Annotated in this window: 15 protein-coding genes; 10 read left to right on the top strand and 5 right to left on the bottom strand. The window is 59.7% G+C overall.

All coding sequences use genetic code 11. The features are described from left to right. Nucleotides 1-94 precede the first annotated feature (94 nt). Entirely contained in the window at nucleotides 95-1,132 is a 1,038-nt protein-coding gene (locus tag OK411_RS15155; protein WP_071172407.1) for an alpha/beta hydrolase family protein, read from the top strand. A 128-nt stretch (nucleotides 1,133-1,260) separates the two neighbouring features. Here the strand turns inward: OK411_RS15155 and OK411_RS15150 are convergent, their stop codons facing one another. Then, a complete protein-coding gene (locus OK411_RS15150) occupies nucleotides 1,261-2,448 on the bottom strand; it encodes an MFS transporter (protein WP_123442512.1) in 1,188 nt (395 codons plus the stop codon). A gap of 283 nt (nucleotides 2,449-2,731) precedes the next feature. Further along, a complete protein-coding gene (locus OK411_RS15145; protein ID WP_016774693.1) occupies nucleotides 2,732-4,318 on the bottom strand; it encodes an ABC-F family ATPase in 1,587 nt (528 codons plus the stop codon). A 375-nt stretch (nucleotides 4,319-4,693) separates the two neighbouring features. Between OK411_RS15145 and OK411_RS15140 the strand changes: the two genes are divergently transcribed. The 4 genes from OK411_RS15140 to OK411_RS15125 all read left to right on the top strand — a co-directional run bounded on the left by OK411_RS15140 (nucleotide 4,694) and on the right by OK411_RS15125 (nucleotide 9,302). Beyond that, complete coding sequence (locus OK411_RS15140) at nucleotides 4,694-5,920, top strand: zinc-dependent alcohol dehydrogenase (protein ID WP_110600653.1); 1,227 nt, start codon at nucleotides 4,694-4,696, stop codon at nucleotides 5,918-5,920. Nucleotides 5,921-5,935: 15 nt separating this feature from the next. Continuing rightward, a complete protein-coding gene (locus OK411_RS15135; protein WP_122698304.1) occupies nucleotides 5,936-6,865 on the top strand; it encodes a ZIP family metal transporter in 930 nt (309 codons plus the stop codon). A gap of 110 nt (nucleotides 6,866-6,975) precedes the next feature. After that, the gene (locus OK411_RS15130) at nucleotides 6,976-8,343 is read left to right on the top strand and encodes an iron-containing redox enzyme family protein (protein ID WP_217878151.1); all 1,368 of its coding nucleotides are present in this window, start codon (nucleotides 6,976-6,978) and stop codon (nucleotides 8,341-8,343) included. Between the two features lie 14 nt (nucleotides 8,344-8,357). Further along, the gene (locus OK411_RS15125) at nucleotides 8,358-9,302 is read left to right on the top strand and encodes a class I SAM-dependent methyltransferase (protein ID WP_264365277.1); all 945 of its coding nucleotides are present in this window, start codon (nucleotides 8,358-8,360) and stop codon (nucleotides 9,300-9,302) included. A gap of 33 nt (nucleotides 9,303-9,335) precedes the next feature. Here OK411_RS15125 and OK411_RS15120 read toward each other — a convergent pair whose 3' ends face one another. Next, nucleotides 9,336-9,770 (bottom strand): hypothetical protein, encoded by a 435-nt coding sequence (locus OK411_RS15120; protein ID WP_024012933.1) that lies wholly within the window; start codon nucleotides 9,768-9,770, stop codon nucleotides 9,336-9,338. Nucleotides 9,771-10,079: 309 nt separating this feature from the next. Between OK411_RS15120 and lpxO the strand changes: the two genes are divergently transcribed. Continuing rightward, nucleotides 10,080-10,979, top strand: coding sequence for a lipid A hydroxylase LpxO (lpxO, locus tag OK411_RS15115; RefSeq protein WP_110600645.1), 900 nt, complete (start codon nucleotides 10,080-10,082; stop codon nucleotides 10,977-10,979). A gap of 131 nt (nucleotides 10,980-11,110) precedes the next feature. Here lpxO and OK411_RS15110 read toward each other — a convergent pair whose 3' ends face one another. Further along, nucleotides 11,111-11,977 (bottom strand): Ku protein, encoded by an 867-nt coding sequence (locus OK411_RS15110; RefSeq protein ID WP_136493363.1) that lies wholly within the window; start codon nucleotides 11,975-11,977, stop codon nucleotides 11,111-11,113. A gap of 189 nt (nucleotides 11,978-12,166) precedes the next feature. Between OK411_RS15110 and OK411_RS15105 the strand changes: the two genes are divergently transcribed. From OK411_RS15105 to nudC, 4 genes are all read left to right on the top strand, one after another. Further along, a complete protein-coding gene (locus tag OK411_RS15105) occupies nucleotides 12,167-12,487 on the top strand; it encodes a hypothetical protein (RefSeq protein WP_016774702.1) in 321 nt (106 codons plus the stop codon). 52 nt (nucleotides 12,488-12,539) lie between these two features. Continuing rightward, nucleotides 12,540-13,685, top strand: coding sequence for a PQQ-dependent sugar dehydrogenase (locus tag OK411_RS15100; RefSeq protein WP_217878147.1), 1,146 nt, complete (start codon nucleotides 12,540-12,542; stop codon nucleotides 13,683-13,685). A gap of 186 nt (nucleotides 13,686-13,871) precedes the next feature. After that, nucleotides 13,872-14,684, top strand: coding sequence for a crotonase/enoyl-CoA hydratase family protein (locus tag OK411_RS15095; RefSeq protein ID WP_217878145.1), 813 nt, complete (start codon nucleotides 13,872-13,874; stop codon nucleotides 14,682-14,684). A 7-nt stretch (nucleotides 14,685-14,691) separates the two neighbouring features. After that, complete coding sequence (gene nudC / locus OK411_RS15090) at nucleotides 14,692-15,522, top strand: NAD(+) diphosphatase (RefSeq protein ID WP_217878143.1); 831 nt, start codon at nucleotides 14,692-14,694, stop codon at nucleotides 15,520-15,522. Here the strand turns inward: nudC and OK411_RS15085 are convergent. Continuing rightward, nucleotides 15,490-16,269 (bottom strand): TSUP family transporter, encoded by a 780-nt coding sequence (locus OK411_RS15085; RefSeq protein ID WP_016774706.1) that lies wholly within the window; start codon nucleotides 16,267-16,269, stop codon nucleotides 15,490-15,492. The two genes, nudC and OK411_RS15085, sit on opposite strands and share 33 nt — an antisense overlap. Nucleotides 16,270-16,321 lie beyond the last annotated feature (52 nt).

The following is a 16,321-nucleotide window of genomic DNA, read 5'->3' as shown; positions in this document are numbered from 1 at the left end:
TACGGAGTTTTTTGTTTCTGGCTGTTACATAATCTGGCCCGGGTTATGCAGTTTCAGCACATCCGACGATGTGGTCCAACAGGGTAGGGCATTCATGAGGCATCTTTGTGCACTGTTGCTGATTTGCCTGCTGGCCAGCCTGAATTCAGTGCAGGCCGCACCGGGGCGCCACCCTGTCTGGAGCGTCGGTTATCACGAGATGACCTTTCTCGACCCGCTCGATCTGCAACCGATGCGCGCCATCGCTTTTTACCCGTCCAGTGACCGCGAGCACATGAGCTTGCTTGAGGGCTATTCGGTCGAGGCTGGGGAAGACACCAAGGTCGCGATCGGCCGCTTTCCCATGTTGATGCTCTCCCACGGCAATACCGGCACGCCGCTGGCCTTGCATGATCTGGCGACGTCGCTGGCGCGCAAGGGGTTTGTCGTGGTTGCGGTGATTCATCCCGGCGACAACTGGCGCGACCACAGCCGACTTGGCACGTTGAGCAATCTATACGGGCGGCCAATCCAGATTTCCCAGGCGATCACCGCGACCCTCGCCGACAACATGCTGGCGCCGTTCGTCAATGCTGATCAGGTCGGTGTGATCGGTTATTCGGCCGGTGGCGAGACCGCATTGATTCTTTCCGGGGCGCAACCGGATCTGGATCGTCTGCGCCGCTATTGCCAGGAACGTCCGGACGATCACGACGCCTGCAACACCCAGGGCGAGCTGATTGTCGATCGCGATGACTTGCAGCCGGTGGCCGATCCACGGGTTCACGCCTTATTGCTCATGGCGCCGCTGAGCCTGAAGTTCGGCCGCCATACCCTCGCCGATGTGCACGTACCGGTGCTGCTCTACAGCGGCGACGGCGACAAACTGGTGGCCTTCGATAAAAACGCTGCGGCCCTGGCGCGCAAACTGCCCACTGCGCCGGACTTCAAACTGCTGGCCGGGGCAGGGCACTTCGTGTTCATGGCGCCGTGCACCGAAGAGCAGATCCGCGCCATGCCGGCATTGTGCACCGATGCCGACGGGGTGGATCGCGAGGATATTCATCGCAACCTGATATCCGAGGCCGGACGGTTTTTTGCCCATGCGCTGGGCAGATCGACACGGGCGGGGATGCAGACGGCGGATCAATAACTCAAACACCGCATTCCCCTGTGGGAGCGAGCCTGCTCGCGAAAGCGGTGAGTCAGCCAGCTCATCTTTCTCTGACACGACGCCTTCGCGAGCAGGCTCGCTCCCACGGGAAACTGAATTGTCTGCTTTCAGGAAAGTGCGCGACGCTTGAGCAACAAGGTCAGGCCCAACCCGGTCACCGACAACAATGCCGCGCTGAAGAAAATCCATGAATAGCCCAGATTCAACGCCACCGCGCCCATCAATGGCCCGGCAATCGCCAGTGCCAGATCGAAGAACACCGCATAAGCCCCCAACCCCGAACCACGGCTGGAACTCGGCACCTGTTTGATCGCTTCCACCCCCAGAGCCGGATACACCAGTGACAGCCCGAACCCGGCCAGCCCTGCGCCAATCAACGCATACGCAGTGGAGGGCGCCAGCCACAACATCACCAGGCCGACGGTTTCAACCGACATGCAAACGATGGCCGAGGCAAACCCGCCAAAGCGGGCGATGGCGGAGATAAACAGCAACCGCGAGAGAATGAAGCACACGCCAAACACGGTCAGGCAGTACGCCGCGCCGGTCCAGCCTCGGTTGAGGTAATAAAGGGTGATGAAGGTGGTCAGCGTGCCGTAGCCGATTGAGGCCAGCGTCAGGCTGGTGCCGTACGGCGCAATCTTGCCGAACACCGCCCAGAACGACAGGCGCTCACCACGAATCACCGGCACCGAAGGCTTGTTGCGGATCAACCACAGCGCACCTGCCGCCAACGCCGACAGCGCGAGGCCAAGGCTGACAAAGCCATATTCGGCAACCATCACCACGCCCAACGGCGCACCAATGGCGATCGCGCCGTAAGAGGCGATGCCGTTCCAGCCGATGGATTTCGCCGTATGCTCGACACCGACCTGACCCATGCACCAACTGATGGTGCCGACGCCGATCAGGCCTTGGGCGATACCGAGCAACAAGCGCCCGGCAATCAGGATCAACAGGCTGGTCAGCGGAAAGCTTTGCAGCAAGGTCGACAGCAACGTCAGCGCGCCACTGAGGACAATCCCCCACAAGCCATAAATGATCGCCCGCTTGGTGCCGAGGGTATCCGACATGCGGCCGGCCATTGGCCGACTGAGCAGGGTGGCCAGATACTGCGAGCCGATCACCAGGCCGGCAATGATCGCGCTGAAACCCAGTTGCTCGTGGACGTAACCGGGTAACACCGCAATCGGTAACCCGATGCAGAGAAAGGCAATGAAGGTATAGAAAACGATGGAGACGATCTGCAGGGTGATCGCCAGGGAGCTTTGCGGTGGCAGTGGCTGCGCAGACATGAGCACTCGTTCGCGGGCGGCGGTGGGAGAGTTGTCGACATCATGGCGCGGGGCCGGGATAAAAGAAAGCAGGCTAACTACTTTCCCTTGGGATTGATGGAGCTGCTGAGGGCCCCTTCGCGAGCAGGCTCGCTCCCACATTTGAAATGCATTCCCCTGTGGGAGCGAGCCTGCTCGCGAATATCTGCGCACCCACAATTTCCAAACGCCGAATGCAAAAAGCCCCGTCACAGAGGACAGGGCTTTTAACTTGCAGCTTGCCGCTTGAAACTAAAAGCTGCCCTTAGAAAACGACACCCTGGCTACGCAGGTAGTCGTCATAAGTGCCGCTGAAGTCGGTCACGCCGTTCGGGCTCAGCTCGATGATGCGTGTGGCCAGGGACGATACGAACTCACGGTCGTGGCTGACGAAGATCAGCGTGCCCGGGTAGTTTTCCAGCGCCAGGTTCAGCGCCTCGATCGATTCCATGTCCAGGTGGTTGGTCGGTTCGTCCATGATCAGCACGTTCGGCTTTTGCAGGATCAGCTTGCCGAACAGCATGCGACCTTGCTCACCACCGGAGATGACCTTGACCGACTTGAGGATCTCGTCGTTGGAGAACAGCATGCGGCCCAAAGTACCGCGAATCATCTGTTCGCCCTGGGTCCACTGACCCATCCAGTCGAACAGGGTGACGTCGTCTTCGAAGTCGTGAGCGTGGTCCTGAGCGTAGTAGCCCAGCTCGGCGGCGTCGGTCCATTTCACGCTACCGGCATCCGGGGTCAGTTCGTTGACCAGGGTGCGCAGCAGGGTGGTCTTGCCGATACCGTTCGGGCCGATGATCGCAACACGCTCGCCGGCTTCAACCTGGAAGCTGAAGTCCTTGAACAGTGGCTTGCCATCAAAACCCTTGGCCATTTTCTCGACCATGACCGCCTGACGGTGCAGCTTTTTGTTCTGTTCGAAACGAATGAACGGGCTGACGCGGCTGGAAGGCTTGACCTCGGCCAGCTGGATCTTGTCGATCGCCTTGGCGCGGGAGGTGGCCTGCTTGGCTTTCGAGGCGTTGGCCGAGAAGCGGCTGACGAACGATTGCAGTTCGGAAATCTGCGCTTTCTTCTTGGCGTTGTCCGACAGCAGCTGCTCGCGGGACTGGGTCGCCACGGTCATGTACTCGTCGTAGTTGCCCGGGAACAGACGCAGCTCGCCGTAATCCAGGTCAGCCATGTGCGTGCACACGCTGTTCAGGAAGTGACGGTCGTGGGAGATGATGATCATCAGGCTGTTGCGCTGGGTCAGGATGTTTTCCAGCCAGCGAATGGTGTTGATGTCCAGGTGGTTGGTCGGTTCGTCGAGCAACAGCACTTCCGGATCGGAGAACAGTGCCTGCGCCAGCAACACGCGCAGTTTCCAGCCTGGCGAGACTTCGCTCATCGGGCCGAAATGCTGTTCCAGCGGAATGCCCAGACCCAGCAACAATTCGCCGGCGCGGGATTCGGCGGTGTAGCCGTCCATCTCGGCGAACTCGGTTTCCAGCTCGGCAACGGCCATGCCGTCTTCTTCGGACATTTCCGCCAGCGAATAAATGCGATCGCGCTCGGCCTTGACCTTCCACAGCTCTTCGTGACCCATGATCACGGTGTCGATCACGGTGAATTCTTCGTAGGCGAACTGATCCTGGCGCAGCTTACCCAGACGCACGTTCGGCTCGAGCATGACCTGGCCACCGGACGGATCGAGATCGCCGCCGAGGATTTTCATGAAGGTCGACTTGCCGCAACCGTTGGCACCGATCAGGCCGTAGCGATTGCCTGCGCCGAATTTGACCGAAACGTTTTCGAACAGCGGCTTGGCGCCAAACTGCATCGTGATGTTAGCTGTGGAGATCAATTACCTTACCTATCAATGGGTTAGAGCTGGTCTGTGGTGCCTGGTACAAACTTGCGTACCAATCTGGAGCTTTTCCAGCTCCCCCCAGTCTGTGCTTGAGTTGAGCCAACGCGCATAAGCCGTCCGCAACTGGGGCCGTTGAAGGCAAGCTGCTGAGCGACGAGTACGGGGTTCTTGTTGGACATTGGCGCGCATTGTCGCATAACTCAGACGGCAGTTATATGGCAGGCAAACGGGCGTACGCATCGGCTCGTCCGAGAAGTCACCGATATCCGCTGATCAAAATCTCGAAAACCCGAATGAACTCACTCGGCCATTTTCACTTCGGAAAGTGGAGCAGTAGCCATTTTCGTTCAAACGAGTGAGGACCAAGCCATGCGAGCAATGACCTATCACGGCGCCCATGACGTGCGCGTCGAAACCGTACCGGACCCGAAACTTGAAGCCGCCGACGACATCATCCTGCGCGTCACCGCTACCGCCATCTGCGGATCGGACCTGCACCTGTACCGCGGCAAAATACCCACCGTCGAGCACGGCGATATCTTTGGCCATGAGTTCATGGGCATCGTCGAAGAAACCGGCCCAGCCGTCACGGCCGTGCAGCGCGGCGACCGCGTGGTAATTCCGTTCGTGATCGCCTGTGGCGATTGCTTCTTCTGCCAGCAAGAGCTTTACGCCGCCTGCGAGACCACCAATGAAGGTCCCGGCGCGGCGCTGAACAAGAAAATGATTCCGCCGCCAGCAGCGCTGTTCGGCTACAGCCGTCTGTATGGCGGAATTCCCGGTGGCCAGGCGGAACTGGTGCGGGTACCGAAAGCCAATACCGGGCCGTTCAAGGTGCCGGGCACGCTGTCGGACGAGAAAGTACTGTTTCTCTCTGACATCCTGCCGACTGCCTGGCAAGCCGTGATCAACGCCGGCGTCAAACAGGGCTCGAGTCTGGCCATCTATGGCGCCGGGCCGGTCGGTTTGCTCACCGCAGCCTGCGCCAGAATGCTCGGTGCTGAGCTGATCTTCATGGTTGATCACCATCAGTACCGCCTCGATTATGCCCAGCGCACCTACGGCGTGATTCCGATCAACTTCGATGAAGACGATGACCCGGCCGACACCATTACCAGCCAGACTCCCGGCCATCGCGGCGTCGATGCCGTGGTCGATGCCGTCGGCCTTGAAGCCAAGGGCAGCACCACCGAAACGGTCATGGCTACACTCAAGCTTGAAGGCAGCAGCGGCAAGGCCTTGCGCCAGTGCATCGCCGCTGTACGCCGTGGCGGCGTGGTCAGCGTTCCGGGGGTGTATGCCGGGTTTATCCATGGCTTTATGTTCGGCGACGCTTTTGACAAGGGCCTGACCTTCAAAATGGGCCAGACTCACGTACAGCGTTTTCTGCCGGAGCTGCTTGGCTACATTGAAACCGGCAAGTTGCAGCCCGAAGCGATCATCACTCACAGGCTGTCGCTCGAGCAGGCGGCCGAGGGCTACAAGATCTTCAATAAGAAGCAGGAAGAATGCCGCAAGGTGATTCTGACCCCGGGTGGCAGCGATGTTCCGCTGGCGCAGTTGGATGAAACCACGCCGTTCGCACCGGCCACCTGAAACCGAGGAGTTTTCATGGCGCTACCGTCATCTTCATTCGCAGCTCCCGTACGCGCATGGTTCGTGAACCTTTCGCGGACGGGCTGGGGAGGGCGCATTTTCTGGCTGACCCTGGTCGGTGTAACCGTGTTGCTCTTGATCAGTGGCTACACCGGTTTGGTCAGTACGGGCCGCGACACCTTGCGCCTCGCCACACTTGGCGGGCTGTCGGGTTTTGCCGCCACGGCAGTCGGTGCGTTATTGGCCCTGGCGTTGCGGGCGATTACTTCGCGAACCCAGGACACCATGCTTGGTTTTGCGGCGGGGATGATGCTGGCAGCCAGTTCCTTTTCATTGATCCTGCCGGGCATTGCGGCGGCGAAGGAGGCGGTGAGCAGTCCCATGCTCGCCGCTGCCGTCGTTGTGGCCGGCATGGCCTTGGGCGTGGCGTTGATGGTCGGCCTCGACCGCTTCGTCCCCCACGAACATGAAAAAAGCGGCCGGCGCGGGCCTGAAGCCAAGCGCTTCAATCGGGTCTGGCTGTTCGTGCTGGCGATCACCCTGCACAACCTGCCGGAAGGCATGGCGATCGGCGTCAGCTTCGCCACCGGCGACATGAAAATCGGCTTGCCGCTGACCACTGCGATCGCCATTCAAGACATTCCAGAAGGACTGGCTGTTGCGCTGGCGCTGCGGGTGACCGGCATTTCCGCAGTGCGTGCAGCGTTGATTGCCGCTGCGTCAGGATTGATGGAACCGTTGGGCGCGATTATCGGTTTGGGCATCACCAACAGCTTCGCCTTGGGCTTCCCGGTAGCGATGGGCCTGGCCGCTGGTGCAATGATTTTCGTGGTATCCCACGAAGTGATTCCGGAAACTCACCGGAACGGCCACGAAACACCGGCCACGCTCGGGCTGATGCTTGGCTTCGGCGTGATGATGTTTCTCGACACGGCTTTGGGTTAGCCAACCGGCGCACACCACTGAGCGCATCGCCTCGCACAAAAAAGGAATTTTTTTCAGCGCCAATCACTCTTTCGTTTATAGGCAATGCCAATAACGCAGGGGAATGAGTCATGTCGCTGATCGAAATCCCGACCAGGAAGTCTTCGGGTAAAACATCCACGCTGGCGGATACCGAGCGCCGGCTCTATGACCGATTGCTGGCGGAAGACTCCACGGTTGATCGCGCGGCACTGGACTTTCTGCGCCGGCAACTGAGCAAGGCGGCTGCGCTGTCTGACGATTTGCCGGCCAGCGCCGAAGACCTGCTGCAATGGTCGGAAACCCGCTGCGCCAGCGTGGCGGCCGAGTACGCCGATTACCTTGAGCAACGTCAGCAGGGCGCGCCGCGCCGCTATTTCCGCAACAAATCCCACGCGCTGTATTTCATTCTGCATGTGGCACCGACCAAAGAGGTCGATGGCGCCTGGCTGGCCGGGTTGTTGCCGCAGTGGCAAAACCCGCGTTTCGACGATTTGCTCGATACCTATCTGGAAGAGCTGGGTGAGGGCGTGCCACGGCAGAATCATGTGGTGATTTATCGCAAGCTGCTCGCCGAGCATGACTGCTCCGATCTGAGCGGTCTTGCCGACGAGTATTTTCTGCAAGGCGCGGTGCAGTTGGCGCTGGGACGTTTCGGCGGGCAGTTTTTGCCTGAAGTTATCGGTTTCAATCTCGGCTACGAACAACTGCCTCTGCATCTGCTGATCAGTGCTTATGAATTGGCAGAGCTGGGCATCGATCCGCACTATTTCCGCCTGCATGTGACCATCGACAACGCCAGCACCGGCCACGCGCGCAAGGCTGTGCAATCAATGCTCGAACTGATGCCGCTGGGCGAAGAGCGCGATGAGTTCTATCGGCGCATGGCCGTCGGTTATCGCCTCAATGACATCGGCAAGGGCACAACCGCCGTGATCACAGAGTTCGATCTGGACCATGAAGTCATCGCCATGCTTGAGCGCAAGGCGGTGTTTGGCCGGCACATGCATTCCGACTACTGCCGCATCGAAAACCGCACCATCAATCAATGGCTGGCCACGCCGGGACAGATGGGCGAGTTTCTGTCGGCGCTGGAGCGCAAAAGCTGGATCAAGCGCGGCGAGGCGGTGGAAGAAAGTCGTTTCTGGCGGTTGATCGACGGCAGCGACGCGGCGATGTTCGGTGTGTTCAACGGCTATGAAAAACAGCTGCTGCGCGACTGGATCACTCAGGATTGCCCGGCATCCCGGCCTCGGCCCTACGTGCGCCGCGAAGCTGCGGTAGAGGAAACCTTCGACGATGATGCCGATCTGCTCAATCTGGAAGCGGCACTGGCCGACAAACCTGCCGCCGAGCAAATGGCGTTGTTGATGCCCTGGCTGCAACCGCAGCGACACTGGCGCCCGGCCGGACTTTTCGCGACGCGTCGCTTCATCCAACTGCGCGCCCGCTTGCGTTGAAACAAGGAGGCTTCATGTCGGCACAAGAAACATCCGATAGAGCCCTGTTCGAGTTGGGCAAGCGCCTGCTCGACAGTGGTTATCACTTCATTACTCCAACGCCATTGACTCACGAACGATTTCTGCAGCGCTTTGCCACGCCTTTGGCCAAGGATCTGCGCGATGTGTTTGGTTGGTCGATGCCGTTTCCTTCAGAGCTATTTCGCGCAGAGGAACTGGCCACGCTGGAGCAGGCCGGCGTAGTCGAACGCGATGGCGCCGTGTGGCGCAGCCATGTGCGCTGGTCGACGCTGAATGACCGGTTGTTCGCCCATTCGGCGTTCCCGACGACGGCGAGTGATGCGGTGTTTTTCGGCCCTGACACTTATCGTTTCGCTCAGGCCATCGAAGCGCAATTGCAGCAACGCTTTTCGCCGATCAGACGCGCGGTGGATATCGGCTGTGGCAGTGGCGCCGGTGCGGTGGTCATGGCCAAGGCTCGTCCTGATGCCGACGTGCTGGCGGTCGACATCAATCTGCGGGCGCTGCGCATGAGTGCGGTTAACGCCGAGCTGGCGGGCGCAAACAATGTGTCGGTGTATCACAGCGACCTGCTCGCCAGTGTCGAAGGGCAGTTCGATTTGATCATCGCCAATCCGCCGTACATGAACGACGAACAACAGCGCGCTTATCGCCACGGTGGCGGGGCGCTGGGTGAGGGTTTGTCGGTGCGGATCGTCCGTGAGGCATTACCGCGTCTGGAAGTCGGCGGCACGTTGCTGGTGTACACCGGCGTGGCGATCGTCGCCGGGCAGGATCCGTTCCGCGAGGCCGTGGCGCCTCTGTTCAAGGGCGAACGGTTTGGCTGGACTTATCGTGAGCTTGATCCGGACGTGTTCAGCGAGGAACTGCTCAAGCCTGAATACGAACGCGCCGAGCGAATCGCCGTGGTCGCACTGACGGTAACCCGCGAGCAGTGACCGATAGTTGGGCCACTGCTCGCGCGGTGGCCTTCAGCGATTTCTGATGCGCGAGATCGTCAGCAGGCAAACCCCTACCAACATCGCAGCCCCGGCTACCAATAGCGGCGAAGGGCGGATCGGCTGCCGCGAAATACGCTCGATGCGCCCGGCGACGGAAGCGCGCACTGGCGCAGCAGGTTCCGCCAGATAAGGCGCTTCTTCGATCTCCAAGCGTAAGCCGTCCGGCATTACCAGCGTCAGCCCTTCGATCGTGCCGGCAATTCTGCCCGGATACACCGGCTCACCGGTCGGGTCGAGCTGGTCGTAGAAGAATATTTGCCCTTCAAGCCAGCCGATGGCCGTCTGCAACTCAGGTCCCAGGTAATACTTTCCATCGAGAAAAAAGCCAGAGAATTGCGGCGCGCGCTCGACGCTTTCAATTCGATAGCGCTGACCTGGTTTCATACCGGTTTCTGGGGCGATCATGGGGGTTCCTCCGTTATTGGTAAGCGATAGAGGAGCGCGTGCCAAGCGTGGTTCCATCGAAATGAGCAACGGGCGTTTGTATGGATTCAAGTGTGCTGGAGCTTTACACGCAAACGCGCAAGACAGTTTTTCACAGTTGAGGGTTCACTATCGGTTACGAACTGTGGCTAAAATGCCACCCTTTCACCGAGCGCCCGGAAACGGCGCGGGCCAAGGACGCGCCCTGTGCATCAAGACCGCTGCATAAGACGCTGGGCCTCAGGTCGCCACGCGCGCAGTTTGTTCACTTTTGACGTGTGACTCTTTTCCGTGAAACTCATCATTGCCGCTGTTTATGTCATCTCCATTGCTTACGTTCACTTGCGTGGACGCGTGCGCCACAAACTGGGGCGGCAACTGAGTGACCACTCGACGTTTCTCGCCCCGATCAATTGCTTTCTCTATCTTTTTTCGAAGATTCCCAACAAGCCCTATCTGAACCCGGCAGACTTTCCCGATCTGAGCCCGTTGCAGGCGCACTGGGAAGAGATTCGCGAGGAAGGCCAGAATCTGCTGCGTGCCGGCGAGATCAAGCGCTCGAATCAGTATGACGATGTCGGCTTCAACTCCTTCTTCAAGACTGGCTGGAAGCGCTTCTACCTCAAGTGGTACGGCGACAGTCACCCATCGGCGATGAAGCTGTGCCCGCGCACCACCGAACTGGTGCAAAGCATCGGCTCGATCAAAGCGGCGATGTTTGCCGAGCTGCCACCGGGCTCGAAGCTGGTGCGCCACCGCGATCCGTACGCGGGTTCCTACCGTTATCACCTGGGCCTGGATACGCCGAACGATCCTGGCTGCTACATCAACGTCGACGGCGAGAACTATCACTGGCGCGATGGCGAAGCGGTGATGTTCGACGAGACGTTTATTCATTACGCCGAAAACACCACGGATCAGAACCGCATCATTCTGTTCTGTGACATTGAGCGGCCGCTGAAATACCGCTGGGCCGCCGCGTTCAACCGCTGGTTCAGCCGCACCGTGATGTCAGCGGCAGGCGCGCCGAATGATGCGGGGGACAAGACTGGTGGTATCAACCGCTTGTTTACCAAAATCTACAAGATTCGTTTGCGCGGCAAAGAGCTGAAGAAGCGCAACCGTACGCGTTACTACTTGGAAAAATGGGCGATTTTTGCTGCGTTGTTGGCGATCTTTATTCTGATCTGAAGATTTCCGGAGTCAGTACCGCCTCTTCGCGAGCAAGCTCGCTCCCACAATTTGGAATGCGTACCCCTGTGGGAGCGAGCCTGCTCGCGAAGGCGGCTTCAATTCCAACATACCTCTATCTGGCCCAACGCTTACTCCCCAGACGCCTTCCGAGTCTTCTTCGCCGGCGCCGCCTTACTGGTTGATTTGGCCTTGGGCTTGGCCGGTGCCTTGCCGCCGAGGCTGCGTTTAAGCAGCTCGGTCAAATCGATAACGTCGGCAGTCTTGCGCTCTTTCTCGCCAGTGGCGGTCTCGACGTCCTCGATCTTGCCTTCGTGGGCTTTCTTCTCGACCAGCGCCATGATCTTGTCTTCGAACTCGTCCTTGTAGTCCTCAGGCGACCACTCCGAGGTCATGTCTTCAACCAGACGTTTGGCCATGTCCAGCTCGCCCTTGGCCAGTTGCGGCTTCGTCACTTCGCTGCCCAGCGCCAGTTCATCAAGGCTGCGCACTTCCTGCGGCCAGCGCAGTTTCACCAGAACCAGCGCCGACTCCAGCGGCATCAACGCAGCCAGGTATTGACGGGTATGCAGGACGACGCGAGCGAGGGCGACCTTGTTGGTTTTGCTCAGGGTTTCGCGCAGCAACGCGTAGACCTTGCCGCCGCGTTTGTCCGGTGCCAGGTAGTAGGGCGTATCGATGTTCTGCAGCGGAATCTGCTCGGCGTCGACGAAAGAGAAAATGTCGATGGTCTGCGTGGAAACCGGGTGCGCCGAGCGGATTTCTTCCTCGCTGAGCACCACATATCGGCCCTTTTCATAGGCCACGCCTTTGACGATGTTCTCTTTGGTGACTTCCTTGCCGGTGACCTTGTTGATGCGTTTATAGCCCACCGGGTCCATGCTGCGGCTGTCGAGCCAATCGAAGTCCACGCCTTGGGACGACGTCGCTGAAACCAGCGCCACGGGGATGTGTACCAGTCCAAAACTGATTGCGCCTTTCCAGATTGCCCGAGCCATGACCTGTCCTCCGAGTGATGATCAGGTGACCCGTGGCGCGGTGAGAAAGTTTCCAGTGATTGCGCGGCGTCCAGCGGTACGGTCAAGCCGTGTTACATGTTGTTTAAGGCGCGAGGGTTAACAAATCCGAACCCACGGCGTAGCGTGGGCTCCAAGGCTCTAGTCCACGCACATCGAGAGGTATTTCCCATGAACCGGTTTCTGCTTGGCATCGCCGTCCTCGCCCTCAGTGGCGGCCTGGTTCATGCCGATGTCGTGCTGGCGCAAAGCCCTACCGGCAACAGCAACAATCCCTACAACAGCCCGATCCGCCGGGCCAATCCCAACAGCATGCAGGGCACCCAGCCCAGCGCTCCGCCCCTTCGCGGGCCGAACACCGTTCCCGTGCCACGTCAGCCGACCGTTGAAAATCGCGGCATCGGCAATGGCCAGCCAATTCGCTCGGTACCGAGCAATCCGCCAACCTTCATTCCCAACCCGCCCCCACGGGGCACCGGCAGCAACCGTTGAACGGCAGGACTGATGTTCTGTCAGCCTTTCACACGAACAAAAGGAATCGTGCATGTTGCGTAAAACCCTACTAGCTACCTGCTGCGCCGCCGCGCTGATCAGTGCCCCGGCCTTCGCCGCCGCGCCCAAAGAGCTGAAAAGCGAACAGGGCATTCTTGAAGTCACCACCATTGCCCAAGGCCTGGAACATCCGTGGGCGCTGGCATTTCTGCCTGATCAGAAGGGCATGCTGGTGACCGAGCGCCCGGGGCATCTGCGCGTCGTCAGCAAGGACGGCAAACTGTCGGAGCCGATCAGTGGCGTGCCGCAGGTCTGGGCCAAAGGGCAGGGCGGTTTGCTCGATGTGGCGCTGTCGCCAGACTTCAAGCAGGACCGCATGGTCTACCTGTCGTACGCAGAAGGCGGTGGTGAGGGCGGCAAGGCTGGTACGGCGGTAGGGCGCGGACGGCTTTCCGATGACCTGAAGACGCTGAAGGATTTCAATGTGATCTTCCGTCAGGAACCGAAACTGTCGGTGAGCAACCACTTCGGTTCACGGCTGGTGTTCGATCGCGACGGGTATCTGTTCATCACCCTCGGTGAAAACAACGATCGGCCGACGGCGCAGGACCTCGACAAGTTGCAAGGCAAAGTCGTACGGATCTTCCCGGACGGCAAAGTGCCGGACGATAACCCGTTCGTTGGCCAATCCGGTGTCCGGCCTGAAATCTGGTCCTATGGCCTGCGCAACCCGCAGGGCGCGGCGCTCAACCCGTGGACCGGCACGTTGTGGGAAAACGAGCACGGGCCGCGTGGCGGTGATGAAGTGAACATCATCGAGCGCGGCAAAAACTACGGCTGGCCGTTGGCGACCCATGGCATCAATTACTCGATGCAGCCGATTCCAGAGGCCAAGGGCAAAACTGCTGAAGGCACCGTGGCGCCGCACCATGTCTGGGAAAAATCCCCCGGGGTTACCGGCATGGCGTTCTACGACGCCGATCGCTTCACGCCGTGGCAGCACAACGCGTTTATCGGCGCACTGGTGTCCCAGGAGCTGATTCGACTGCAGTTCGATGGCGAAAAGGTCGTGCATGAAGAGCGTCTGCTGGGTGAGTTGAACAAGCGGATCCGCGATGTGCGCCAAGGGCCGGATGGCTATCTGTATGTGCTGTCGGATGAAGAGAATGGCTCGCTGTACAGGCTGGGGCTGAAATAAGCCAATCGATCGTTCCCACGCTTTACGTGGGAATGCAGCCCGGGACGCTCTGCGTCCCAAAAGATCGCAGCCTTCGGCTGCTCCCCAATCAGCCGCGCCAGTCAGTCCCGCATTTGGCCGAACCGCCGCCCCGTTGCCTTGTTATAGTTCGGGCCTTATTTCCCAGCCCGGTAAAGGATCACTGCCATGACTCAATACTCCGCCTTCAGCGTCGAACTGGCCGACAACATCGCGCATGTGCAGATCAATCGCCCGGAAAAGATCAACGCAATGAACGCGGCGTTCTGGAGCGAGATTGTCGAGATATTCCAATGGATCGACGATACCGACGAAGTCCGCGTGGTCGTCCTCAGCGGTAACGGCAAGCATTTTTCCTCCGGCATTGACCTGATGATGCTTGCCGGTGTCGCCAATGAGCTGGGCAAGGACGTGGGCCGCAATGCGCGCCTGCTGCGGCGCAAGATCCTCAATCTGCAAGCCTCGTTCAACGCCGTCGACAACTGCCGCAAACCGGTGCTTGCTGCGATTCAGGGCTATTGCCTGGGCGGGGCGATCGATCTGATCTCGGCTTGTGACATGCGTTATGCCGCCGAGGACGCGCAATTTTCCATCAAGGAAATTGACATCGGCATGGCCGCTGACGTCGGTACGCTGCAACGGTTGCCGCGAATCATCGGAGACGGCATGCTGCGTGAACTGGCATACACCGGTCGCACCTTTGGCGCCGAGGAAGCACGCAGCATGGGCTTGGTCAATCGCGTCTACAGCGACAAAGACACACTGCTCGAAGGCGTGTACGACATTGCCCGCGACATCGCGGCGAAGTCGCCGATTGCCGTGACCGGCACCAAGGAAATGATCAGCTACATGCGCGACCACCGAATCGACGATGGTCTCGAATACGTTGCCACCTGGAACGCCGCCATGCTGCAATCTAACGATCTGCGCGTGGCCATGGCCGCCCACATGAGCAAACAGAAACCCGAATTTCTGGATTGAGTTAACCATGACCTCTCGCTGGACCACTGCAGTACTGGACACCGATCAAACCGGCGGCTGGGCCGTAGCGCGCAGCCCGGAAGGCTTTCTGTTCGATGACAATGGCGCACTGTTCCCGCGCGAATGGCTCAAGCGCCAGGACCTTTCAGTCCTCGCCGAGCATGGGATTGGTCATCTGGATGGCGAACCGGTCTATCTGCTTGAGTTGCGCAGCGTCAGCGATGTGCCCGGTTGCGGCTGGAAAGGCCTGCGAGCGTTCATGCTCGAAGGCGATCACACGCTGTACAAAGTGCTCGGTTATGCCGCACAGATCGGCACTTGGGCACGAGAGCATCGCTTCTGCGGCAACTGTGGCCAGCCGATGACACAAGTACCGCGCGAACGAGCGATGTATTGCCAGCCATGCGAGCTGCGCAGTTATCCGCGCATTTCACCGAGCATGATCGTGCTGATTACCCGTGGCGACGAAATCCTTCTGGCACGCTCGCCGCGTTTCGTCTCCGGGGTTTACAGCACGCTGGCCGGTTTCGCCGAGCCGGGGGAATCAGCCGAGGATTGCCTGATTCGCGAAGTTCGCGAGGAAGTGCAGATTGAAGTGAAGAACATCCAGTACATCGGCAGCCAGTGCTGGCCGTTCCCGCACTCGATGATGCTCGGCTTCCATGCCGAATATGCCGGTGGCGAGATTGTCTGTCAGGAAGACGAGATCGAGGACGCTCAGTGGTTCAACGTGCACGAGTTGCCGCCGTTGCCAGCGTCGCGTTCGATTGCTCGATACCTGATCGACGTCTATGTGGCGCGGCGCTTAGGCCACGCTGAACCAGTGCTGCCAGGCTAAGCGCACGGTCAAGCCGAGCACGACGGTGATGAACACCGGACGAATGAATTTGGCGCCGCCGCTGATCGCGGTACGCGCGCCAAAGAACGCTCCGACCATCACCGACAGGCCCATGCACAAGCCAATGATCCAGTCGACCTGACCGGAGAAGATGAACACCGACAGCGCCGCGATGTTGCTGACAAAGTTCATGCTGCGCGCCACGCCGCTGGCCTTGACCAGATCAATCGGGTACAGCAGCAGACTGCTGACTGTCCAGAACGCCCCCGTGCCGGGACCGGCCACGCCATCATAGAAGCCGAGGCTGAAGCCTTGGGTCGATTGCCATTTCTTTTTGATCGGCGCGTCGCTGTCCAGCGGCGCTTTCGGCGTGCCGCCAAACAGCAAATACAGGCCACAGGCGAAGACGATCACCGGCAGCATCTTGTTTAGCCACTCGGCCGGCAGGTAATGCGCAACCACCGCGCCAGTGAGCGCGCCGACCAGGGTGCCGACAATCGCGTGGGTCCACTGGCGTGGGTGGAACAGTTTGCGCTTGTAGAAGGTGAAGCTGGCGGTCGCCGAACCGAAAGTCGAACTCAGCTTGTTGGTGCCCAGCACCAGGTGCGGCGGCAGGCCCGCCGTCAGCAGCGCCGGCGTAGTCAACAGACCGCCACCGCCAGCGATGGCATCGATGAAACCGGCAAGGAAAGCAACAGCAGCCAGAATGGCCAGGGTGGTGAGGTCAACGCTGAGTTCGAAAGGCATGGATTCGGCTTATTCGGCAAGGCGCAGAACGTGGGCTGCGGGGAGGGCGGTT

The organism is Pseudomonas sp. RG1 (genome assembly GCF_025910115.1).
In the GTDB taxonomy this organism is placed as follows: domain Bacteria; phylum Pseudomonadota; class Gammaproteobacteria; order Pseudomonadales; family Pseudomonadaceae; genus Aquipseudomonas; species Aquipseudomonas atacamensis.
The sequence above is the reverse complement of the archived record's forward strand: the minus strand, read 5'-3'. Positions and strand labels throughout refer to the sequence as shown.

Coding starts and splice junctions, on each gene's coding strand:
- OK411_RS15100 (WP_217878147.1), top strand. CDS start 12,540: ATGTTGCGTAAAACCCTACTAGCTACCTGCTGCGCCGCCGCGCTGATC.
- OK411_RS15110 (WP_136493363.1), bottom strand. CDS start 11,977: ATGGCTCGGGCAATCTGGAAAGGCGCAATCAGTTTTGGACTGGTACAC.
- OK411_RS15125 (WP_264365277.1), top strand. CDS start 8,358: ATGTCGGCACAAGAAACATCCGATAGAGCCCTGTTCGAGTTGGGCAAG.
- OK411_RS15135 (WP_122698304.1), top strand. CDS start 5,936: ATGGCGCTACCGTCATCTTCATTCGCAGCTCCCGTACGCGCATGGTTC.
- OK411_RS15085 (WP_016774706.1), bottom strand. CDS start 16,269: ATGCCTTTCGAACTCAGCGTTGACCTCACCACCCTGGCCATTCTGGCT.
- OK411_RS15120 (WP_024012933.1), bottom strand. CDS start 9,770: ATGATCGCCCCAGAAACCGGTATGAAACCAGGTCAGCGCTATCGAATT.
- nudC (WP_217878143.1), top strand. CDS start 14,692: ATGACCTCTCGCTGGACCACTGCAGTACTGGACACCGATCAAACCGGC.
- OK411_RS15150 (WP_123442512.1), bottom strand. CDS start 2,448: ATGTCTGCGCAGCCACTGCCACCGCAAAGCTCCCTGGCGATCACCCTG.
- OK411_RS15130 (WP_217878151.1), top strand. CDS start 6,976: ATGTCGCTGATCGAAATCCCGACCAGGAAGTCTTCGGGTAAAACATCC.
- OK411_RS15095 (WP_217878145.1), top strand. CDS start 13,872: ATGACTCAATACTCCGCCTTCAGCGTCGAACTGGCCGACAACATCGCG.
- OK411_RS15155 (WP_071172407.1), top strand. CDS start 95: ATGAGGCATCTTTGTGCACTGTTGCTGATTTGCCTGCTGGCCAGCCTG.
- OK411_RS15140 (WP_110600653.1), top strand. CDS start 4,694: ATGCGAGCAATGACCTATCACGGCGCCCATGACGTGCGCGTCGAAACC.
- OK411_RS15105 (WP_016774702.1), top strand. CDS start 12,167: ATGAACCGGTTTCTGCTTGGCATCGCCGTCCTCGCCCTCAGTGGCGGC.